This window comes from Microbispora oryzae, from assembly GCF_017896165.1.
Taxonomy (GTDB): Bacteria; Actinomycetota; Actinomycetes; order Streptosporangiales; family Streptosporangiaceae; genus Microbispora; species Microbispora oryzae.
The window spans coordinates 125,940-146,810 of record NZ_JAFCNB010000007.1 but is presented as its reverse complement, the minus strand read 5'-3'; the positions used below and the strand labels follow the sequence as shown (position 1 = coordinate 146,810).

Annotated in this window: 15 protein-coding genes; 6 read left to right on the top strand and 9 right to left on the bottom strand. The window is 72.1% G+C overall.

The window, feature by feature from the left end:
- Positions 1-22: 22 nt before the first annotated feature.
- From JOL79_RS15290 to JOL79_RS15265, 6 genes are all read right to left on the bottom strand, one after another.
- Positions 23-829: a polysaccharide deacetylase family protein gene (locus JOL79_RS15290; protein WP_210156474.1), complete on the bottom strand. Its 807-nt coding sequence runs from the start codon at positions 827-829 to the stop codon at positions 23-25.
- 73 nt (positions 830-902) lie between these two features.
- Positions 903-2,429: a glycosyltransferase family protein gene (locus JOL79_RS15285; protein WP_210156473.1), complete on the bottom strand. Its 1,527-nt coding sequence runs from the start codon at positions 2,427-2,429 to the stop codon at positions 903-905.
- Positions 2,416-3,717, bottom strand: a complete 1,302-nt coding sequence (locus JOL79_RS15280; RefSeq protein ID WP_210156472.1) for a homoserine dehydrogenase — start codon at positions 3,715-3,717, stop codon at positions 2,416-2,418. Before JOL79_RS15280 ends, JOL79_RS15285 begins: the two co-directional genes overlap by 14 nt.
- 46 nt (positions 3,718-3,763) lie before the next feature.
- A complete protein-coding gene (gene lysA, locus JOL79_RS15275) occupies positions 3,764-5,161 on the bottom strand; it encodes a diaminopimelate decarboxylase (protein WP_210156471.1) in 1,398 nt (465 codons plus the stop codon).
- Positions 5,162-5,235: 74 nt separating this feature from the next.
- Positions 5,236-5,922, bottom strand: a complete 687-nt coding sequence (locus JOL79_RS15270) for an anticodon-binding protein (protein WP_210156470.1) — start codon at positions 5,920-5,922, stop codon at positions 5,236-5,238.
- A 68-nt stretch (positions 5,923-5,990) separates the two neighbouring features.
- Positions 5,991-8,021: a hypothetical protein gene (locus JOL79_RS15265; RefSeq protein ID WP_210156469.1), complete on the bottom strand. Its 2,031-nt coding sequence runs from the start codon at positions 8,019-8,021 to the stop codon at positions 5,991-5,993.
- Between the two features lie 369 nt (positions 8,022-8,390).
- Between JOL79_RS15265 and JOL79_RS15260 the strand changes: the two genes are divergently transcribed.
- Both JOL79_RS15260 and treS read left to right on the top strand, forming a co-directional pair.
- Positions 8,391-10,166 carry an asparagine synthetase B family protein gene (locus tag JOL79_RS15260; RefSeq protein WP_210156468.1) on the top strand — a complete coding sequence of 592 codons (1,776 nt, stop codon included), beginning with the start codon at positions 8,391-8,393 and terminating at the stop codon, positions 10,164-10,166.
- 174 nt (positions 10,167-10,340) lie between these two features.
- Entirely contained in the window at positions 10,341-12,056 is a 1,716-nt protein-coding gene (treS, locus tag JOL79_RS15255; protein ID WP_210156467.1) for a maltose alpha-D-glucosyltransferase, read from the top strand.
- Between the two features lie 44 nt (positions 12,057-12,100).
- On the opposite strand, the gene JOL79_RS15250 is transcribed toward treS, so the two are convergent.
- The 3 genes from JOL79_RS15250 to JOL79_RS15240 form a co-directional block, all read right to left on the bottom strand.
- A complete protein-coding gene (locus JOL79_RS15250; RefSeq protein ID WP_210156466.1) occupies positions 12,101-14,383 on the bottom strand; it encodes an ABC transporter permease in 2,283 nt (760 codons plus the stop codon).
- A 15-nt stretch (positions 14,384-14,398) separates the two neighbouring features.
- Positions 14,399-15,145 (bottom strand): ABC transporter ATP-binding protein, encoded by a 747-nt coding sequence (locus tag JOL79_RS15245; protein ID WP_210156465.1) that lies wholly within the window; start codon positions 15,143-15,145, stop codon positions 14,399-14,401.
- A gap of 69 nt (positions 15,146-15,214) precedes the next feature.
- Positions 15,215-15,721: a PadR family transcriptional regulator gene (locus JOL79_RS15240; protein WP_210156464.1), complete on the bottom strand. Its 507-nt coding sequence runs from the start codon at positions 15,719-15,721 to the stop codon at positions 15,215-15,217.
- A gap of 131 nt (positions 15,722-15,852) precedes the next feature.
- On the opposite strand from JOL79_RS15240, the gene JOL79_RS15235 reads away from it, so the two are divergent.
- Genes JOL79_RS15235 through JOL79_RS15220 form a run of 4 tightly spaced genes read left to right on the top strand, consistent with a single transcriptional unit; the run spans position 15,853 to position 20,805 of the window.
- The gene (locus tag JOL79_RS15235; RefSeq protein WP_210156463.1) at positions 15,853-17,115 is read left to right on the top strand and encodes an ABC transporter substrate-binding protein; all 1,263 of its coding nucleotides are present in this window, start codon (positions 15,853-15,855) and stop codon (positions 17,113-17,115) included.
- Positions 17,116-17,117: 2 nt separating this feature from the next.
- On the top strand, positions 17,118-18,443 hold the full coding sequence (locus JOL79_RS15230) for an ABC transporter substrate-binding protein (RefSeq protein WP_210156462.1): 1,326 nt from the start codon (positions 17,118-17,120) through the stop codon (positions 18,441-18,443).
- 11 nt (positions 18,444-18,454) lie between these two features.
- Complete coding sequence (locus tag JOL79_RS15225) at positions 18,455-19,921, top strand: ABC transporter permease (protein WP_210156461.1); 1,467 nt, start codon at positions 18,455-18,457, stop codon at positions 19,919-19,921.
- Positions 19,918-20,805, top strand: a complete 888-nt coding sequence (locus JOL79_RS15220; protein WP_210156460.1) for a carbohydrate ABC transporter permease — start codon at positions 19,918-19,920, stop codon at positions 20,803-20,805. The genes JOL79_RS15225 and JOL79_RS15220 overlap by 4 nt, the downstream gene beginning before the upstream one ends.
- Positions 20,806-20,871 lie beyond the last annotated feature (66 nt).

Sequence of the window (20,871 nt, the reverse complement as noted above, 5' to 3'; positions counted from 1 at the left end):
CCAGTCCCCCGTCAGTCCCCCGTCAGTCCTCCGTGGGGACGGGGCGCATCTTGCCGCCGATGACGTCGCCGAAGCGCCGCACCACCGTGCCGTGGGACTTCCGCTTGGCGAGCCAGTCGAGGAAGCGGGTCAGGGTCCGCTCGCTCACCGAGTAGGTGTCGCACTTGTCGCACATGTGGTGGAAGACCAGCGGGAGCACGCCGCCGCCGCTGCGCTCCGCGTTGACCACGAGCTGCTCGATCTGCGCCGGCGTGGCGTCGACCAGCACCGAGCCGGGGGTGCGCACCGAGTAGAGCGTCTCGGGCCGCATGGGCTCCGCCACGACGCAGGTCTTGCAGCGCCGGTTGGACAGCCCGCCCACCGTCCTGGCCGCGTTGTAGCCGCACTGGCGGGCCGCCTGCTTCGCGCCCGCGTCGAGCGCGCCGTAGGGGTAGGCGAAGGTGCGGACCCGAAGTCCCATCTTGAGCAGGGCCGCCCTGTCGTCGCAGATCTCGGCGCGCTGCTGCTCGAAGCTCAGCTGGGTCAGGTACGGATGGGTGAGCGTGTGGCCGCCGATCTCGTGACCCGCCTTCTGGATCGCCACGACCTGCTTGCGGCTCAGCTTGCCCTTCGTGCCGAGGGTGCCGCTGTTGACGTAGAACGTGCCCCGCATGTGGTGCTTTTCCAAGATGCGTGCGACCTTGGCGTGACTGGCGTCGCCGTCGTCGAAGGTCAGCGTCACGATGGTCTTCGGGCGGGCCGCTTCCGCGTCCGCCTGTGCCGGAGCGGCGGGAGAAGCGAGCGGGACGAGCATCGTCGCCAGGAGGGCCGTCCATAGAGCTCTCTTCACGATCAGGTGTCCCCTTCGTTCGGACCGGTCCAGGCGTTCCCCATTTTGCCGTAACTTGACCGTCCAAACGCTGTCAGGGACGAATGTAGGCGACCCATGTCGGCCGGGAGCCGCTGCGGCGCAGCACGTGCCGCTTCCACTTCTCCGCGCCGGGCGGCGGGACGTCCTTGGTGAGTACGGCGAAGACGTGGCCCTCGGGGGCGTGGGAGAGGTCGGGCACCGGCCGCCCCGCACCGAGCGAGAGCGCGTCGCATCGGGCGATCAGCGCCATCGCCGGGTTCACCTGGCGGCCGACGAGCGTGCAGGGCGCGTGGACGCCGAGCTTGACCATGTCCTTCACGATTCCGGCCTGGTAGCCCCGCTCCTTGGTCTCCCCCGCCGACACGTCGCGCAGCGCGTACGCCTGCACGGCGACGTGGGCCGCCAGCACGATCGCCACCGTGATCCTCACCAGGGCCGAGGCGAGCGGTACGGGTCTTCGGCCCGCCACCCGCACCAGGGCCTCGGCGGCCGGGATCGCCAGGAGCGCGTAGGCGGGGAGCAGGAAACGGGGGGCGCTGTAGTCCACCAGGAAGAGGTACGGCACGGCGACGCAGAGCCCGGTCACCGCGGCGACCGCGTGCGCCGCGGACCGCGCGACCACCGCACCGCAGATCGCCAGCAGCGGGAGCACCAGCCACCACAGGGCCCACTGCGGGTCGTCGAGGGTCGTCGTGCACGGGCGGCAGAAGGCGGGCCCGTTGGCCGTCTTGAACTCGTAGAGGAAGCCCGGCGCGGGGGCGATGCCTCCCTGGACCTCGCCGGCCGCGCGCCAGCGCTCGAGCGGCCCGCCGAAACGCTGGAACCCCTCGATCACCCAGGGCAGGAAGCCCGCGGCCACGGCGGCCGAGACGACGGCGAGCGCCCGGACGTCCCGCCGGACCAGGGCGGTGACGCCCAGCGGCAGGGCCAGCCAGAGGGCGTCCCCCGGCCGCAGCAGGGCGACTCCGGCGACTCCGGCGGCCAACCCGGCCCACGCCCACCAGCTCCCGGACCGCCGGCTCCCGGACGACCGGCTCCCGGACCGCCGATCCCGGGCCGTCAGGACGGAGCAGCCGGCCGCCAGCAGGCAGCCGTACGCGACATAGAGGTTGGGCATCACCTGGTCGCCGTACCAGATCGTGACCCACAGGGTGGCGAACAGGCCCGCGGCGAGCGCGAGCACCCGCCCGCGGAGCAGGGAGCACCACGGCAGGAACGCCAGGAACAGTCCGGCGGCCGACACCAGCGTCAGCCAGAGCCTGATCGCCGTGGGATCCACGGTGAAGTGCGCGACGGGCGCGACCAGCCAGGTGATGCCCCGCGCGCGGGGCGCGCTGAAGTCGGCGTCGGGCACCATCGGGGCCACCTGGCTCGTGTAGACCGCCTCGTCCCACTCCAGGGACATGGTGTGCGGCAGCACGACCAGCTGGATCACGGCGTAGGCGACCGCGATCAGCGCGAGGACGACCTCGGGCCGCCGGAGGCCGGGGCGCGGCCGCTCCGCGTCTAATCCGGATGCCCCGGGTGCTCCGGACGGGCCTCTCGGCAGCGGCGCCGTGGACAGGTCATGGGGTGTCATCGCCCTCCACGCGCATCAATCCGGCGACGGCGCGGACGATGTCGAGGTCACGCAGCTCCTCGATGGTGGCGGAGAGGGCGGCGTCGCTGGCCCGGTGGGTGACGAGCACGAGCCGGGCGTCGTCGCCCCGCCCCTCCTGCTGGACGGTCTGGATCGACACGTCGTGGCGGGCGAACGTCTCGGCGACCCGGGCGAGCACACCCGGTTTGTCGGCCACGTCGAGCGACACGTGGTAGCGGGTGACCGTGTCGCCCATCGGGTGGACCCGCAGGTCCGCGTACGTCGACTCCTCCGGCCCACGGGTGCGGGCGAGGCGGTTGCGGCCCACGGCCACGATGTCACCGAGCACGGCGGAGGCCGTGGGGGCGCCGCCCGCGCCCGCGCCGTAGAACATCAGCCGGCCGGCCGACCGCGCCTCCACGAACACCGCGTTGTACGCCTCCCGGACCCCCGCGAGCGGGTGGGACCTCGGGATCATGGCGGGATGCACGCGGACGCCGATCGACCTGCCGTCGTCTGATCGGGCGCAGATGGCCAGCAGCTTGATCACGTAGCCCATCGCCCTGGCCGAGGCGACGTCCGCGGCGCTGATCTCGGTGATGCCCTCGCGGTGGACGTCGGCGGCCGTCACCCGGCTGTGGAACGCGATGCCGGCGAGGATGGCGGCCTTCGCGGCGGCGTCGAAGCCCTCGACGTCGGCGGTGGGGTCGGCCTCCGCGTAGCCCAGCGCCTGGGCCTCCTCCAGCGCGTCGGCGAAGGACGCCCCGGTCGAGTCCATCTTGTCGAGGATGTAGTTGGTCGTGCCGTTCACGATGCCGAGCACCCGGCGGACGTGGTCGCCCGCCATCGACTCCCGCAGCGGCCGGAGCAGCGGGATCGCGCCCGCCACGCTCGCCTCGAAGTAGAGGTCGGAGCCGTGGGTCCGGGCGGCCCCGTGGACCGTCGCGCCGTCCTCCGCGAGCAGCGCCTTGTTGGCCGTCACCACGGACTTGCCGTGCGCCATCGCGCTGAGGATCAGCGATCTCGCCGGCTCGATCCCGCCGATGACCTCGACGACGATGTCCACGTCGTCGCGGGTGACGAGGGCCTCGGCGTCGGTGGTCAGCAGCGCCGGATCGATCTCCGCGTCACGCCTGCGCCCCAGCCTCCGCACGGCCACGCCGGCCAGCTCCACGGGGGCGCCGACCCTGGCCGCCAGGTCGTCGGCCTGCTCGCCGAGCAGCCGCACCACCTGCGACCCGACGACGCCGCATCCCAGCAGCGCGACCTTGAGCGCCCCTTCGCTCACGACCCCTCCTCGGTTCGGTCATGCACGCGCCGGCGGCCAGGGCGCCTCACGGCTGGCCTCGCAGCAGGTCCTCGACGGTCTCCGCGTGCATGATCACCCGGGACTCGCCCCGGGAGACCGCGACCACGGCCGGCTTCGGCAGGTAGTTGTAGTTGTTCGCGAGCGACCGGCAGTAGGCGCCGGTGGCCGCGACGGCGATCAGGTCGCCCGGGGCCAGGTCGGCCGGCAGCCACAGGTCGCGCACGACCATGTCGCCGCTCTCGCAGTGCTTGCCGACCAGGCGGGAGCGCATGGGCTCCGCGGCGCTTGACCTGGAGGCCAGGACGGCCGTGTAGTCCGCGCCGTAGAGGGCCGTGCGGATGTTGTCGCTCATGCCGCCGTCGACGCTGACGTAGGTGCGCAGGCCCTCCACGTCCTTGACGGTACCGGCCTCGTAGATCGTCATGCCGGCCGGTCCCGCGATCGACCGGCCGGGCTCCACCGTGAGGTGGGGCACCGGCAGCCCGGCCGCCGCGCAGACCTTGGTGACGATCTCGTGCAGACCGTCGGCGATGATCTTGATGTCCGGCGCCTCGTCGCCCTCGACGTACGGGATGCCGTAGCCCCCGCCGAGGTCGAGCTCGGGCAGGACCACCCCGTGCTCGTCCTTGATCTCGACCAGCAGCCGGGCGAGGCGGCTCGCGGCGACCTCGAACCCGCCCGTGTCGGTGATCTGGGAGCCGATGTGGGAGTGCAGCCCCACCAGTTCGAGCTGCGGCAACGCCAGGATGCGGCGCACGGCCTCGGCGGCGGCACCGGAGCTCAGCGACAGGCCGAACTTCTGGTCGTCGTGGGCGGTGGCGATGAACTCGTGAGTGTGGGCCTCCACGCCGACCGTCACCCTGACCATGACCTTGGGCCGGACGCCGTGCTTGTCGGCGAGGAACCCGAGCCGGGCGATCTCCTCGAACGAGTCGACCACGATGTGGCCGACGCCGGCCTCGACGGCCTTCTCCAGCTCGCCGAGCGACTTGTTGTTGCCGTGCATCGTGATCCGCTCGGGCGGGAAGCCGACGCTCAGCGCGACGGCCAGCTCACCGGCGCTGCACACGTCGAGGCCGAGCCCCTCCTGATGGATCCACCGGGCCACCTCGCGGCACAGGAACGCCTTGCCCGCGTAGTGGACCTCGCCGTCGGAGAAGGCCGACCGGTAGTCGCGGCAGCGGGAGCGGAAGTCCTCCTCGTCGACGACGTAGAGCGGCGTGCCGTACTCTCGCGCCAGGTCCCTGACGTCGACGCCGCCGATCGTGACGGCACCGCCGGACCGGACGGACGTCCGCGGCCAGATCGCCGGTTCGAGCGCGTTCAGGTCGCCGGCCGTGTGCGACGGGCGCTCCTCGGGCAGCGCGCCCGCGACGACCGCGGCGGCATGCAGATCTCCGGCGGGATGGGCGAATCGACTCACCCGAACGAGGCTATCCGAACGGTGCCCCCTCTTGAGACGCCCGCCCACGTGGCGAGACGAACCCAGGGGGCATTTCACATCCTTTGTGGCAGTCCGTCCCCCACAATCGCGACCAAGACCGCCCTCACGGCCCGGGCCAGCCACACGCGGGCCGTGTGGAGCGCCGTAGGCGGGCCGTCCCCGGCCGGCGCCGCGGGGGCGTGCTCGTGGGCGGTGTGGTAGGCCAGCGCCAGCCGCTCGACGTACGCCGCCCACGCCGGATCCCGGCCGGCGGAACGGCTCGGCAGCTCGGCGAGCAGCCGCAGGACGCCCAGCTCGGCGGGATGATCGAGCGTCTCCGGCCGGAACCCGCCCATGGGGACCCCCAGGTCGGCGGCCCACCTCTCCGCAGAAACGGAGCGCGTGTGCGCGAACCGGACGGCGAAGCCCGGATTGGCCCAGGTGCGGGGGAAGTCCGGCCAGGCCGCCGCCGGGACGCGGGGCGAGCCGGGCGCGCCCGCCCGCTCCGGACCCCGCTCCACGATCTCCCGGACGATCTCGCCGGGACGGGCCGGCACGATGAGGAGGAAGCCGTCGGGACGCACCCGCACCTCGGCGATCCCGTCGTCCTCACGGAGCCGGGTGGCGATCTCCTCCGCCGCCGCGAGGGCCCCGCCCGGGGAGCCCAGGGCGGCGGCCGAGACCAGCAGCGCCTCCGCCGCCCACGAGCCGCGCGGGACCGGCGCGGCGCCGAGCAACCGGCCGAGCCGAGCGGGCGTCACGGGCCAACCCTACGCGCGGCCGGCCGGACGGCCCGTCGCGCGGCCGGTCACACGGCCCGTCGCGGGGCTCACAGGAGGGCGAGCGGCTCGGCCGGGAAGTAGCCCTCCAGCCGGGCCGAACCGAGCAGACGGCCCTCCGCGGACGGGCGGACGCACACGTAGGAGAAGCGGTCGGCCGAGTAGACCCGCACGCCGTCCGTACGGCACTGCCGCATCACGACCTCGCCCCACTCCTCGGAGACGTCGGCGATGCCCAGGTCGGTCAGGGTCTGGCGGCGGGCCAGCAGGGTGCCCCCGGCCACCTCCGGCAGGAAACGGTGCTCGGCCTCGGGCTGGCGCAGCAGCGTCGCCCCCGCGCCGGGCAGGTGCGCGTAGAACGACGCCTTGCCCAGCACCTCGGCGTCGGTGGACCCGAAGTGCCTGACCAGGTCGGACAGGTAGTGCTCGCCGTACAGGTCGCGGGGGTCGAGGACGGCCACGTGGTCGCCGTCGGCCAGCCGCAGCGCCCGGTCGAGGGCCGCCCCGCGGGTGATCGGCTCGCTCGCCGACCTGACCACGAGATCGGCCACGTCGCCGGGCAGGGCCTGCCGCGCGGTCTTCTCGACCAGGCCGGCGTCGAGCCCCTCGGCCACGATCACGAGCTGACCGGGCCGGTGGACCTGCCGGGCGACCTGGGCGAGCAGGTGATCGAGCTCGGCCTGGCCGGCGACGGCGGTCACGGCGGTGATCGTCCCGAGGTTGCGCACGCTCGGCACGCCCAGAGTGTCGAGGATCGGGTCGAGCAGCGGAGTCACCGACGTCCTGGCCCGCCAGGCGAGGTGCGCCTCCCTGGCCAGCCGCTCGGGATCGGCCATCAGGATCCGGGCCGCCGCGACGATCTCCTCGCCCTTGGCCCCGGCCCTGACCTGGAGCACCGGCGTCCCGCAGGCGGCGACCTCGGCGATCACCCGCGGCTCCGCGTCGGCTCCGGCGACCACCAGCGCGGGCCTGCGGTACGCCGTCAGCACGTCGTCGTACGAGGTCTTGTCGTCGCCCTGCCCCACGAGCGCGGCCCAGGGCCGGTGGGGCGCGGCCGGCCCTTCAGGTCCCGGCTCGGGAGCCGGCGGGGGGCTCACCGTGCCCAGCGTGACGACCTCGCCGGTACGGCCGCCCGCCGGGGGGAGGGGGTTGTGCACCCGCGGCTGGATCGCGTGCGGGAGCACGCCGACCCGGTCGTGCCGCAGGGCCGCCCGCCACTCCCGCGCCCGGGACTCGGTCGTGGCGAGGACGTACTCGAAGTGCTCCGCGGCCGGGACGGCGCGCGAGACGGCTCCGCCGGAATGCCAGAACACCGTCTTGATGCCCCGCTTGCGGCAGGCGCCGACGAGATCGCGCAGCGCCCGCGACTCCCCGGCCAGCGCCTCCAGCCACCGGCCGCCGTTGCCCTGCCGGGGGCCGGGCCGTACCGACTCGACGAACAGCACGTGCGGCGCCTGCTGGTCGAGCATCGCCTCCCAGTTGTCCGGCCCGAAGTTCGTCACCAGCCGCCACTCGTAGCGCAGCAGCGCCTCGGTCTGCCGGTCGACGATCCCGGCGACGGTGAGGTAGGGCCGGGCCAGCGGCCCCTTCGGCACGGTGAAACCCTCGGCGAGCGGCGCGGAGACCTGCGGCGCCTTCGGGTCGGGCACGGCGGCGACGGCCCTGTCCTCGGGCACGGCGGGCAGTTCGGGGGCGAACTCCGACCGCTTGGGCGCCGGAGACTTCTTCACCGGCGCCTTGAGGGTCTTGGCCACCGCGCCGGGGTTCTTGGTGTGGAGGGCGTCGCCGAGCTTGATCCAGCGGCTCTCCTGGACCGACGCGAGCCGCCAGTTGGCCACCTCGGTCTGGTAGCGCTGCTCGGCCAGGTTCTTGGCCAGCTGGGCGTTCTGCCGCTCGACCGTCTTCAGCCGGGCCTCGACCTCGCGCATCCGCGTCAGAGCCTCGGCCTCCGAGCGGGCCACCTCGTCGAGCCGCCGCCGATACTCCGTGAGGAGCCGGGCCAGCTCGGCCGCCCCCGCCGCCTGCTCGACGGCCCGGGCCAGCGCCTGCCGCAGGGATGCCGGCTCGTTTCGCTCGCTCATAGGGATGACTCCGCGGGGCTAGACCGAAGGGACGAGAGTCACAATATTCGCAGAACACCCTGATCGATCTCAGGCGGAGTCCGCACCTCGGGGGTCCCTCCAGCCACATTCGCCGCGCCGCCGCGCCGCCGCGCCGCCCGGAAGAGCGACCGGCGACCCATGGCCGAGTGACGGAATCCTCACGCGCGTCGCGACCAGCGTGTCAGCGATCATGCGACCAACGTGTCAGCAACGAAGCGGCCAGCGTGTCAGGTGACCAGCGTCCACCGCGTCAGCCAACGCGGCCCGCCTCTTCTTCTCGGCCCGTACGCGCCCACGAGCGGGGGCGGCGGTCCGTAGACTCGGCTGCGGTCCAAGGGAGGGCAAACCGTGCGCAAGGGTGAGTGGCCGCGTTTCCAGGCCAGGCCGTACGTCTGCGGCGCGATCGGGCCGTTCGACGAGGCGAGGCTCGACCTGCTGGCGAGGTCAGGCCCGGCGGTGCGACCGGTGCACACCGGCGCCGGCGTCGCGCTGCTCGCCTCGGCCCCGCTGGCGCCGTACAGCCCGGGAGGCGAGGCCCAGGCGGCCGCCCGGCCAGGCTCGGCCGGCTCGCCCGAGACAGGCGGCTTCGCCGGTGTTCCCGGCGACGGCGTGACGCGCGCGTTCGCCTGGGGAGACCGCCGGCCGGCCGCGACGGCGCCCGGGGACGCCGTCGAGTGGGTGGCGATCGCGGAGGCGTACGAGACCCCGGGTCTCGTCGACGAGCCCGACGCGGTCACGTTGCACACCGGCGGGTTCGGGCTGGTCGACGTCTACTACCTGGCCGACGGGGACGCCGTCTACTTCTCCGGTCTGATCGAGCCGCTGCTGGCGCTGGCCCGGCGGCCGTACGAGGTGAACTGGCGGGCCTGGGCGGCCATCCTGACGCTGACCTATCCCCTGCTTGAGGACACTCCGTACGCCGAGGTCAAGCGGCTGCCGGGCGCGACCGCGCTGACCTGGTCGCGGGACGAGCGCCGGCTCAGGCTCGACCGGCGGGCGCCGCGGTGGGTGCGGGAGGAGCCGGTCGACCGTGGGGTGACCGGGGCCGACCTGGTGGAGCTGCTGCACGAGGCCCTCGCGCCGTACGACCGGCTGCTGGTGCCGGTCAGCGGGGGATACGACTCGCGGCTGCTGGCCAGTGTGGCGACGTCCCGGGGAATCGACGTCGAGTCGTGGACGACGAGCCCGGACGACGGCCTCGACAACGACATCGACTTCGCCCGCTACATCACTCGCGAGCTGGGCATTCCCCACCGGATCATCCCGCAGGACGCGGCGCGGTTCCCGGACGAGGCGCTCTGGGCGGCCCGCCGGCTGGAGTACCTGACCAGCCACCACGCCTGGTACTCCCCCTTCGCCCGCGAGGTGCACGCCGCCGGACGGCCCGTCGTGGACGGCCTGGCCGGCGGCCCGCTGATGAAGAACTTCCTGATCACGTCGGACGCCGTCGCGGCGGGCACCGGCGCGTCCCGGCGCACGGCCCTGCTCGGGTCGCTGACCACGGGCGAGGCGCACATCCCCGTCCTCGGCGAGCCGGCCGGGGCGTGGATGGACGACCAGGTGCGCGAGGTCTTCACGGCGGCCACCTCGATGCTCCACGGCCACCGGGCGGAGCTGCCGCTCAGCGTCCTCCACACCCGGACGGTCCGTGGCATCGCCCGCTCCCCCGTCAACCTCGTCGGGCCCGAGACCGCGCCCGTCTTCCCGTTCCTCCATCCGCCGTTCTTCGACGCGGCCCTGTCGGTGCCGGTGGACCGCAAGGAGGGCGGCCGGTTCTACCGGGAGATCCTCCACGCCGCCAATCCCCGGGTGGCGGCGCTTCCGTCGACCAACGGCGCCCTGCCCCACCGCCGGGTGCCGCTGCGCTCCGCGGGTCCCGTGGCCCGGGAGTGGAACCACCGCATGCTCGTCCGGGCCGCCGCGATCCCCGGCCTGCTCTCGCCCCAGATGCTCGACGCCGTGGCCGGCGGACCGGACGCGCTGACGGCGTTCGGGTCGTGGAACTCGCGGTTCTGGCTGCGCGGTCTGGCGGTCTTCGGCGCCTGGCTCGGAGACTACGAAGACCTGCTCGGCGACCTGACGCCGCCCTGGGCCGCCCGGACGGTCGCCACACCCGTACGGTGACCGTAGGTGATCACCTGAAATCAGGTAAAAACTGCCTGTAAAAAGCCGGTCAGGGTTTTCAGTCAGCCCTGGTCGGGTGGTAATTTCGGTCAAGTAGAGCCAAACGATTTGGCGTGAGCGTCAACGCTCGGGTGTGACCTGACCACGCGCCCTCTCTTCCTCAAGCGAGTACAGATGAACGCTGCTGCGCCCTGCCCTGACCCGGTTCCGCCGGCCTTGGGTGATCTTCCGGAAGTCACCGACTTCACCTCGCAGGACCCCGAGTGGTACAAGCGCGCGGTCTTCTACGAGGTGCTCGTCCGGGGCTTCCGCGACTCGAACGGTGACGGCACCGGCGACCTGCGCGGCCTGATCGAGAAGCTCGACTACCTCACGTGGCTCGGGGTCGACTGCCTCTGGCTGCTGCCGTTGCAGCAGTCGCCGCTGCGCGACGGGGGGTACGACGTCTCCGACTACCTCAAGATCCTCCCGGAGTTCGGCGACCTGGGCGATCTCGTGAAGCTGGTCGAGGCCGCCCACGAGCGCGGACTGCGGATCATCACCGACATGGTGATGAACCACACCAGCGACAAACACCCCTGGTTCCAGGCCTCCCGCGAGGATCCCGACGGCCCGTACGGCGACTTCTACGTCTGGTCCGACGACCCCACGAAGTACGCCGGAGTCCCGGTGGTCTTCGTGGGCACCGAAGAGTCCAACTGGACGTACGACCCGGTGCGCCGCCAGTACTACTGGCACCGGTTCTTCTCCCACCAGCCGGACCTCAACTACGACAACCCGGCCGTCCAGGAAGCGATGATGGAGGTCATCCGCTTCTGGCTCGACCTCGGCGTGGACGGCTTCCGGCTCGACGCGGTGCCGTACCTCTTCGAGCGCGAGGGCACCTCGTGCGCGGGCCTGCCGGAGACCCACGACTACCTCAAGCGGATCCGGGCGGAGGTCGACCGGCTCTACCCCGACCGGGTGCTGCTCGCCGAGGCCAACGGCTGGCCCGAGGACGTGGTCGAATACTTCGGCGACCCGATGACCGGCGGCGACGAGTGCCACATGGCGTTCCACTTCCCGCTGATGCCGCGCATCTTCATGGCCGTGCGGCGGCAGAACCGGGAGCCGATCTCCGAGATCATGTCCCGCACCCCGAAGCTGCCGGACACCGCCCAGTGGGGTATCTTCCTGCGCAACCACGACGAGCTCACGCTTGAGACGGTGACGGAGGAAGAGCGCGACTACATGCACGCCGAGTACGCCAAGGACCCGCGGATGCGGGCCTACCTCGGCATCCGGCGGCGGCTCGCGCCCCTGCTCGACAACGACAGGGACCAGATCGAGCTGTTCACCGCGCTGTTGCTCAGCATGCCGGGCTCACCCGTCATGTACTACGGCGACGAGATCGGCATGGGCGACAACATCTGGCTGGAGGACCGCGACGCGGTCCGCACCCCGATGCAGTGGAGCCCTGACAGGAACGCCGGTTTCTCCGACGCGGACCCCGGCCGGCTGTACCTGCCCGTGGTGATGGACCCCGTCTACGGCTACCAGGCGGTCAACGTCGAGGCGCAGATGAAGAGCGAGTCGTCGCTGCTGCACTTCACCCGCCGGATGCTGCAGATCCGGCGGGAGCACCCGATCTTCGGCACCGGCGACTACACCGAGCTGTGGTCGCACAACCCGAGCGTGCTCGCCTACCTGCGGGAAGAGGGCGACGACCGGGTGTTGTGCGTGAACAACCTGTCCCGCTTCGCCCAGCCGGTCGAGCTCGACCTGCGCCGCTTCGGCGGGGTCACGCCCGTGGAGTGCCGGGGCGGGGTGCCGTTCCCCACCATCGGCGAGCTGCCCTATCTGCTCACCCTCCCGGCGTACGGCTTCTACTGGCTGTCCCTGCGCGGCTGACCCCGGCTCCGTGATCACCGGCCCGGCGGCTGCCGGGCCGGTGATCAGCCCGGCAGCCGCGGGGTGACCGGCACCTGGGCGCGCGCGGCCCGGCGGGCGGGGATCAGCGCCACCAGCAGGGCCGCGCCGACCGCGATCAGGACGGCGGCGGCGAACATACCGGGAGTCGGGGGACGGCCGATGCCGGCGCCGACGCCGCTGTCGCGCCCCTCCATGTCGATGAGGCCGCGCGACCAGAGCGCCCCGGCGGAGGCGCCCACCAGCACGCCGGCGACCACGAGCAGCCCGGTCCCGGTGACGAGCGTCGCCATGACCTGCCGCGGCGTGAGGCCCATCGCCTTGAGCACGGCCAGGTCGAACACGTGGTCGCGGAGCCCGAGCCCGATGGCGGTCAGCAGGTTGGCCAGGCCGATCAGGGCGAGCACGGTCACGAGCGCCACGATGATCACACGGATCACCGACAGCCGGTCGGCCGGGTTCACCGCCTGGGCGACTTCGAGGCCCTGCCCCTGCAGCCGGGCCCGCGTCTGGCCGGGATCCGCGCCGGGACGCAGGGCCAGGGCGTAGAAGCCCGGTGGCACGGCGTCCTTCGCCGCGAGACTGTCGATGCCCATCGACAGGACCTCGCCGTCCTGCTCGGGCTCGACCACCCGGCCGACGATCCGGACGATGAGCGGAGTGCCGCCGATGGTGATCCGCACCCGGTCGCCGATGCGCACGCCGAGCAGGTCGAGCAGCCCCTGACCGGCGACCGCCTCCCCCTGGTCGCGGAACATCCGGCCCTCCGCCACGGGGAAGGGGTAGGGATCCCCGGCCGTGCCCAGCGCCCTGGTCCGCACCGTCCGCGTCTGCCCGGGGACGAGCGCGTCGAGCTCCGTGCCGGGATAGGCGGCCACCACGTCGGGATCGGCCATCGCCCGCTCGTACACCTCCGCCGCCGTCAGGTCGCCGGGCCGTACGGAGAGGGGGGCGGCCTGCCCGACGCTCTCGGGATGCCGGATGAAGTCGTCGAGCGTGGCCCAGCAGCCCAGCCCGATCGTGATCATCATCATGGGGATGGCCACCCCGCACACGGTCAGCGCCGCGGGGGTACGCCGGGTGAAGGCGTCCCTGGCGCCCAGCACGAGCGCGGGCGGGAGCCGTACGAGGAAGGCGACCCGGGCGAGCCGGGACAGATGCCCGCGCGGCGGCGTGGCGGGCGCCGTGGGGAGAGGCGGGGTGCGCCCGCCGCGCCAGGCGGGGAGCCAGACCGCCAGCAGGACCGTCAGCCCCGTGCCGAGCACGATCGCGACGAGCGGCCCCGGCGCGAGCGGCGCCACCACGGTGTCCGGCAGCGCGAACGCGTTGATCAGGCCGCCCGCGACCAGGCCGAGGACGATCCCGGCCAGGCCGAGGGCGCCGTGCTCGACGACGAGCATGCGGGTGATCTGGCCCGCGGTGAAGCCGAGCGACTTCAGCGTGGCGAGGTCGCGGACCTGGGTGAGCACCCGCCCGCCCGTGGCGTTGGCCACGGCGAGCGCCGCGGCGACCAGCCCGGCGACGCCGAAGAGCGCGAGCAGCAGCCCGAGCAGGCGATTGTCGAGCTCCATCGACGCCCGGACCTCCCGCCAGGTGCTGACCCGCTGCACCTGGTTGCGCAGTGTGAACACGGCTCGCTGCACGACGAGGTCGGTGGCCGCGGGATCGGCGAGCCGCAGGCCCGTCACCGTCTCGGTACGGCCCGGCGCGGGCTCCACGAGCGTCAGCGTGGGGCCCTGGGCCCACGCGAGGCCAGGCGTCCATTCGGGATAGAACCCCTGGTCGCCGCTCTCCGCGAGCCCGGCCACGGTCAGCGTGTGGGTCGCGCCGTTCAGCCCGGTGACCGTGAACGGGTCGCCCGGCCGCAGCCCGAGCGCCCGGGCGAACGACCACTCGACGACGATCTCGTTCTGCCGTCCGGCGTTCAGCCAGTGTCCCTCGCGCAGCAGCGGACGGGCGACGGACGGGAGCACCGGCGGCGTCTCCTGGAGCGCGATGGGCACCCTGCGGCCGTGGTCGACCAGGGTCGCGGGGGCGCTGCGGTACGGCCCGGCCACCTCGGTCACGCCGTTCAGGGCCCGGAGGGCCGGCACGTCGGGCACGTCCTTGGTGTGGATCCAGATGTGCGCCCCGTGGCTGCGCTCGAACAGTCCCCGCCAGGGGTTGGTGCCGTCCTCGAGCAGGGTGGCCGCGACGATCAACGCGGTGACGATGCCGGCCACGGCGAGGACGGTCAGCGCGGCCTGCCCGCGCCGGGCCCGCAGGTCGGCCCGCACCCATCTGCCCTCGGCGCTCTGCCAGACGTTCATCGGAGCGGCTCGCCGTCAGCCCCGCAGCTCGACGACGTCGCCGGCCGTGCCGCCCGGCCGCCGCCGCGCGGAGCCGATCGCGCCGTCGTCGACGATCTGGCCGTCGAGCAGGCTCACCACCCGGTCGGCCATGCTCGCCGCCCGGGCGTCGTGGGTGACCAGCACGATCGTCTGGCCCTGCCCGTGGACCCGGCCGAGCAGCCGCAGGACGTCGCGGGTGTTGCGGCTGTCGAGGTTGCCCGTCGGCTCGTCCGCGAGCAGCAGCGTCGGCTGGTTGGCGAGCGCGCGGGCCAGGGCCACCCGCTGCTGTTCGCCGCCGGAGAGCCGCGCCGGGGCGGCGCCGGCCCGGTCGGCGAGGCCGAGCTCACCGAGCAGGTACTCGCGCCGTTCCCTGGCCTGGCGGGGGGACGCGCCCCCGAGCAGAGCGGGCAGCTCGACGTTGTCGGCAACCGTCATGTTGGCCACGAGGTTGAAGAACTGAAAGACGAAGCCCACCTTCCGGCGGCGCAGCAGGGCCCAGCCGCTCTCCGAGAGCGTGTCGGCCCGTTTGCCGTCGAGCCAGATCTCCCCGCTCGTGCGCGTGTCGAGCCCGCCGAGCATGTGGATCAGCGTGGACTTGCCCGACCCCGACGGCCCGGTGATGGCGACGAACTCGCCCGCCCGGACGGTCAGGTCCACACCGCGTACGGCGGGCACCGGCAATCCGCCGGTCTGGTAGACCTTGACCAGGTTGACCGCCTTGACCACGGGCGTCCCGCTCATGCGGTCGGTCCCGTAAGCCTGGTCACGCCCCGCATCGTCCCAAGTCGCGGCCCGTGCCGCAACAGCGCGTCAGGGGAGATCTTCCTGGCAGCGCTCCAGCCAGTCGAGATCGGCCTGCAGGTGCAGCATGGCCCCCTCGATCAGCAGCAGGGCGACCCGGTTGCCGGGATCGGTGCGTTCGGCCAGCTCACGCAGGTCGCGCATCAGTGACAGGTAGTGCCGCCGCTGCCGGTTGACCAGGGCCATCCGGTCGGCGAGACCGGTCATCGGGGCCAGCACGAGCTTCATGAAGAACTCGTCGCGGACCCGGGGGCCCTCCGTCGGCTCGTCGACCCAGCTCTCCAGCGCCTCGCGGCCGGCGGCGGTGATGTAGTAGACCTTCTTGTTCGGCCGGTTCGACTGCTCCACGTCGACCGACCTGACGTAGCCGTCCTTCTCCAGCCGGCCCAGGGTGACGTAGATCTGCCCGATGTTGGGCGACGGGTAGGCGCTGCCGAATATGGCTTCCAGGGCCTGTTTGAGTTCGTAGCCATGGGCAGGTTCCTTCGCGAGGAGCGCCAGCAGCGGCTGCCGCACCGCTCACCCCCAGCCCTTGAGCAGTTATCGGAGCGTTACCGGCTCCGCCGTTGACTGCCACATTATCGCTATGCATAACATGCATGCACTTACCTAACACGTATGTAACCGGCCATTAATGCGGAGGCCACGTGATACGCCGAGCCGTCGCCCTGCTGACCACCTTCCTGGTGGCGGCGTGCGGAGGGCTCGCGGACTCCGCCGGCCCCCCGGCCGCGGACACCGGCGGCACCGGCCCCATCACGTTCGCGATCGGCCGGGACACCACGGCCTATCTCGGCCCGCTGATCGACCGCTGGAACCGGTCCCATCCGGCCGAGCGGGTGACGCTCCTCGAACTGCCCGAGGCGTCCGACGAGCAGCGCGCCCAGATGGTCGCCAACCTGCAGGCCCACAGCGACGTGTACGACGTGCTGGGGCTCGACGTGGTCTGGACGGCGGAGTTCGCCGACGCCGGCTGGATCGCGCCGCTCGACCGCAGCCTGTTCCCCCTCGACAAGGTGTTCCCCGGGGTCGCCGCCACCGCGATCTACCGGGACCGCCTGTGGGCCGTCCCGTACGTCACCAACGCGGGGCTGCTCTACTACCGGTCCGACCTGCTCGCCAAGGAGCACCTCAAGCCGCCCAGGACCTGGGCCGAGCTCCGCGACGACGCCATGCGACTCGGGGCGAAGTATCGGATCGGGGGCTACGCCGGGCAGTTCCTGCCATACGAGGGACTGACCGTCAACTTCGCCGAGGCGGTCCAGTCGGCGGGCGGGTCGATCCTCAGCCCCGACGCGCGCCGGGTGACGATGGACCTCGGGCCGGCCCGCAGGGCGCTCGACTTCCTCGTCGGCGGGGTCCGCGAGGGGTGGATCCCCCGGGAGGCCCTGTCGTACAAGGAGGAGGAGTCGCGGCTCGCCTTCCAGGAGGGCAGGCTGCTGTTCGCCCGCAACTGGCCGCCCGCGTACGGACCGGCCGCCCACTCCCGGCTTGCCGGGAAGTTCGCGGTCACCCGCCTGCCCGGGCCTGACGGCCCGGGGTCCAGCTCGCTCGGCGGGGTCAACCTCGCCGTCAGCGCCTTCTCCAAGCGGCAGAAGACCGCACTCGACTTCATCCGCTACTTCACCGGGCCGGAGATCCAGCGGCTGGTGCTCACCGAGGGATCGTTCCCCCCGGTCTGGGCCGAGCTGTACGACGACCCGGCCCTGATCAAGCGGTTCCCCTACCTGCCCGTGCTGAAGGAGACCATCCTCTCGGCGCGGCCCCGGCCGGTCACCCCTGACTACAACCAGGTCAGCCTGGTGATCTCCAGTGCGGTGTCCGGCGCCCTCGATCTCGGCAGACCCACAGACGAAACCGTCGCCGAGCTGAGGCAACAGCTCGGCGAGGTGATCCAGTCCGGAGGATAGATATGCGCAAACTCCCCATCGTCGTCGCGCTCCTCGGCCTCGCCGCCGCGGCCTGCGGCACCGGCTCGTCCGGCGGCTCGGAGGGCGGCGCGAGCAGCGCGCCCGCCTCGGGCGGCGGCGACAAGCCACTGGCCGGCCAGAAGATCGAGGTCGCCGCGAAGTGGACCGGCGACGAGCAGGCCAACTTCGAGAAGGTGCTCAAGGCCTTCGAGGAGAAGACCGGCGCCACCGTCACCTACGCCTCCACCGGCGAGGACACCGGCGCCTACCTCGGCCCGCGCATCGAGGGCGGCAACCCTCCGGACGTCGCGATCCTGCCCCAGCCCGGTCTCGTCCAGCAGTACGCCGACCAGGGCGCGCTGAAGCCGCTGGCGCCCGAGGTGCAGGCGCAGATCGACCAGAACTACACGCCGTACTGGAAGGAGCTGGGCTCCGCCAAGGGCCAGGTCTACGGCGTGCTCGTCAAGGCGGCGCACAAGTCGCTCATCTGGTACCGCCAGTCGGCCTTCGACGACGCCGGCGCGCAGCCCGCCACCACCTGGGACGACCTGATCGGCAAGACGGCGCAGTCGCTGTCCGACTCCGGCACCACGCCCTTCGCGCTGTGCGCCGCCTCCGGCTGGACGCTCACCGACCTGTTCGAGAACGTCTACCTCTCGTCGGCCGGGCCGGACAACTACGACAAGCTCGCCAAGCACGAGATCCCGTGGACCGACGCCACGGTGGCCACCGCTCTGGAGAAGATGGCGCAGATCTTCGGCAAGAAGGAGTTCGTGCTCGGCGGCGCGTCCGGCGCCCTGCAGACCGACTTCCCGACCTGCGTCACCCAGGTCTACGGCGAGAAGAAGGCCGCGATGGTCATCGAGGCCGACTTCGTGGCCGCCTCCGTGGGCCAGTCGGGCGCGAAGGTCGGCGAGGAGGCGCAGATCATGCCGTTCCCGAAGGTCGGCGACGCCGCGCCCGTCGTCCTCGGCGGCGACGTCGGCGTGGTGATGAAGGACTCCAAGGGCGCGCAGGCGCTCCTTGAGTTCCTGGCCTCCAAGGAGGGCGGCGAGGTGTGGGCCAAGCAGCCCGGCTACCTCTCGCCCAACCGCAACGTCTCGCCCGACAACTACCCGGACAATCTGACCAAGCAGCTCGCGCAGACGATCATCTCCGCGGGTGAGTCGGTGCGGTACGACATGTCCGACCTCGCGCCGAGCGCCTTCGGCGGCACCGACGGCAAGGGCGAGTGGAAGGACCTGCAGGACTTCCTCCGCAACCCGTCCGACGTCAAGGGCGCCCAGAAGAAGCTCGAGGCCGACGCCGCCAAGGCGTTCAACAAGTAGGGAAGACGGCCGTGACCGATCGGTTGGACGGCCAGAGGGACCCCGGCGGCGACCAGGCCGCCGGGGCCGCCCCCGGCCCGCGCGCCACACCCCCCGACGACGCCCCGTCCCCCGCGTCGTCTCCCGCCCCCGCGTCGTCCGCCGCCTCTTCCACCCCCCCGGCATCCGCCCCGGCATCCGGCTCGGCCGCCGTCCGGGCGCGGCTCGGCCCCTCGCCGGCGATGGCGGGGATCTTCCTCCTGCCGGCGTTCCTGCTGCTGGCCGCCTGGATGATCTATCCGGTCATCTGGTCGATCGGCCGGAGCCTGTACGACGCCACCGGCGGCCGCTTCGTGGGGCTCGGCAACTACGTGTCGATCTTCACGGACTCGTCGGCCCTCACCACGATCAAGAACAACGTCATCTGGGTCGTGGTGGCCCCGATCTTCGTGACGGCCCTCGGCCTGGTCTTCGCGGTGCTGACCGAGCGGATCCGCTGGGCGACGGCCTTCAAGCTCGTCCTGTTCATGCCGATGGCCGTGTCGCTGCTCGCGGCCGGGGTCATCTTCCGCCTCGTCTACGAGCAGGACCCCGACAAGGGCGTGGCCAACGCCGTCATCACGAGCGTCCACGATGTCTTCTCCTCCGATCACGGCTATCCCGGTGCCCGGCCGAGGGAGAACGACCAGGCCCCCGCCACCGTGCAGGGCGGCGCCGTGGTGGCCAGGCAGCAGGCCCAGCCCGGCAGTCCGGTGCTGATCCCGCTGGTCGGCCTGCCGCAGGACGCGGTCAAGGACGCCGCGCCGGCCGCGACCGCCCCCGCTGAGGGCGTCGGCGGCACCGTGTGGCTCGACGTCGTCCGGGGCGGCGGCGGGACGCTCAACCAGGTCGACCCGCAGGAGAGGGGCCTCGCCGGGATCACGGTGGAGGCGGTCTCCGGCGGCTCGGTCGCGGCGACCACCGAGACCGCGGCGGACGGCACGTTCCGGTTCGAGGGCCTGCCCGCGGGCTCCTACGTCATCCGGCTGCCCGCGTCGAACTTCACGGCGCCGTTCAACGGCGTCACCTGGCTGGGGCCGTCGCTGATCACCCCTGCGATCATCGGGGCGTACATCTGGGTGTGGGCCGGCTTCGCCATGGTGCTCATCGCCGCCGGTCTGTCCGCCATCCCGCGAGACGCGCTGGAGGCGGCCAGGATCGACGGCGCGACCGAGTGGCAGGTGTTCCGCCGGATCACCGTTCCGCTGCTCGCGCCCGTGCTTCTCGTGGTCTTCGTGACCATGATCATCAATGTGCTGAAGGTCTTCGACCTGGTCTTCATCATCGCCCCCGGCTCGGTGCAGCCGCAGGCCAACGTGATCGCGCTGGAGATGTGGCGGGTGTCGTTCGGCGGAGGGGGCAACCAGGGCCTGGGCAGTGCCCTGTCCATCTTCCTGCTCGTTCTGGTGGTGCCGTTCATGATCTTCAACATCCGCCGGTTCAGGAGGGACGAGCGATGACGACCCTGGCCGAGCCCCGGACCGCCGGGGCCGTCGAGCGCGGGATCGCGGGCCGGGTGATCGACCGGATCGGCTCGGGAGTGATCCAGGTCTTCCTGATCCTCGTCGCGCTCTTCTGGCTGATCCCCACCCTGGGCCTGCTCGTGGTGTCGCTGCGCAGCGAGACCGCCAACAACTCGTCGGGCTGGTGGTCCCTCTTCGCCAAGCCAGCCGAGCTGACCTTCCGGAACTACTCCAACCTGCTCGCTTCGGGATTCGGCTCGTCGTTCTGGAACACCGTGCTGATCACCGTACCGGCGACGGCGCTGGTGATCGGCTTCGCCGCGATGGCGGCGTACGCGTTCGCGTGGATCGAGTTCCCCGGCAGGGACACCGTCTTCCTCATCGTGGTCGCCCTGCTCGTGGTGCCGGTCCAGATCGCGCTGATCCCCATCGCCAAGCTGTACGGCGCCATCGGGATCTTCGGCTCGATCCTGAGCGTCGTGCTGTTCCACGTGGCCTTCGGCCTGCCGTTCGCGATCTTCCTGCTGCGCAACTTCTTCGCCGGCATCCCCCGGGAGCTGCTGGAGGCGGCGCGCATGGACGGCGCGCCGGAGTGGCGGATCTTCGCGACCGTGGTGTTCCCGCTGGCGAAACCCGCCATCGCCTCACTCGGGATCTTCCAGTTCCTCTGGGTCTGGAACGACCTGCTCGTCGCCCTGGTCTTCGCCGACACCGATAACCAGCCGATGACGAAGGCACTGCAATCCCAGATGCGGCAATTCGGCACCAATGTGGATATTCTCGCGCCGGGTGCCTTTCTGTCACTGATCATCCCGCTGGTCCTGTTCTTCGCCTTCCAGCGGTACTTCGTCCAGGGCCTGCTCGCCGGATCGGTGAAGTAGCCCTGGCCGGCAACAGGGGGAAATGACGTCGGATGCCCGCCTTCACGGGGGTAGGCGGGCATCCGA

What these genes read in the sequence shown, in the direction of transcription:
- JOL79_RS15285 (WP_210156473.1), bottom strand. Translation starts at nt 2,429, where the DNA reads ATGACACCCCATGACCTGTCCACGGCGCCGCTGCCGAGAGGCCCGTCC.
- JOL79_RS15265 (WP_210156469.1), bottom strand. Translation starts at nt 8,021, where the DNA reads ATGAGCGAGCGAAACGAGCCGGCATCCCTGCGGCAGGCGCTGGCCCGG.
- treS (WP_210156467.1), top strand. Translation starts at nt 10,341, where the DNA reads ATGAACGCTGCTGCGCCCTGCCCTGACCCGGTTCCGCCGGCCTTGGGT.
- JOL79_RS15250 (WP_210156466.1), bottom strand. Translation starts at nt 14,383, where the DNA reads ATGAACGTCTGGCAGAGCGCCGAGGGCAGATGGGTGCGGGCCGACCTG.
- JOL79_RS15245 (WP_210156465.1), bottom strand. Translation starts at nt 15,145, where the DNA reads ATGAGCGGGACGCCCGTGGTCAAGGCGGTCAACCTGGTCAAGGTCTAC.
- JOL79_RS15230 (WP_210156462.1), top strand. Translation starts at nt 17,118, where the DNA reads ATGCGCAAACTCCCCATCGTCGTCGCGCTCCTCGGCCTCGCCGCCGCG.
- JOL79_RS15220 (WP_210156460.1), top strand. Translation starts at nt 19,918, where the DNA reads ATGACGACCCTGGCCGAGCCCCGGACCGCCGGGGCCGTCGAGCGCGGG.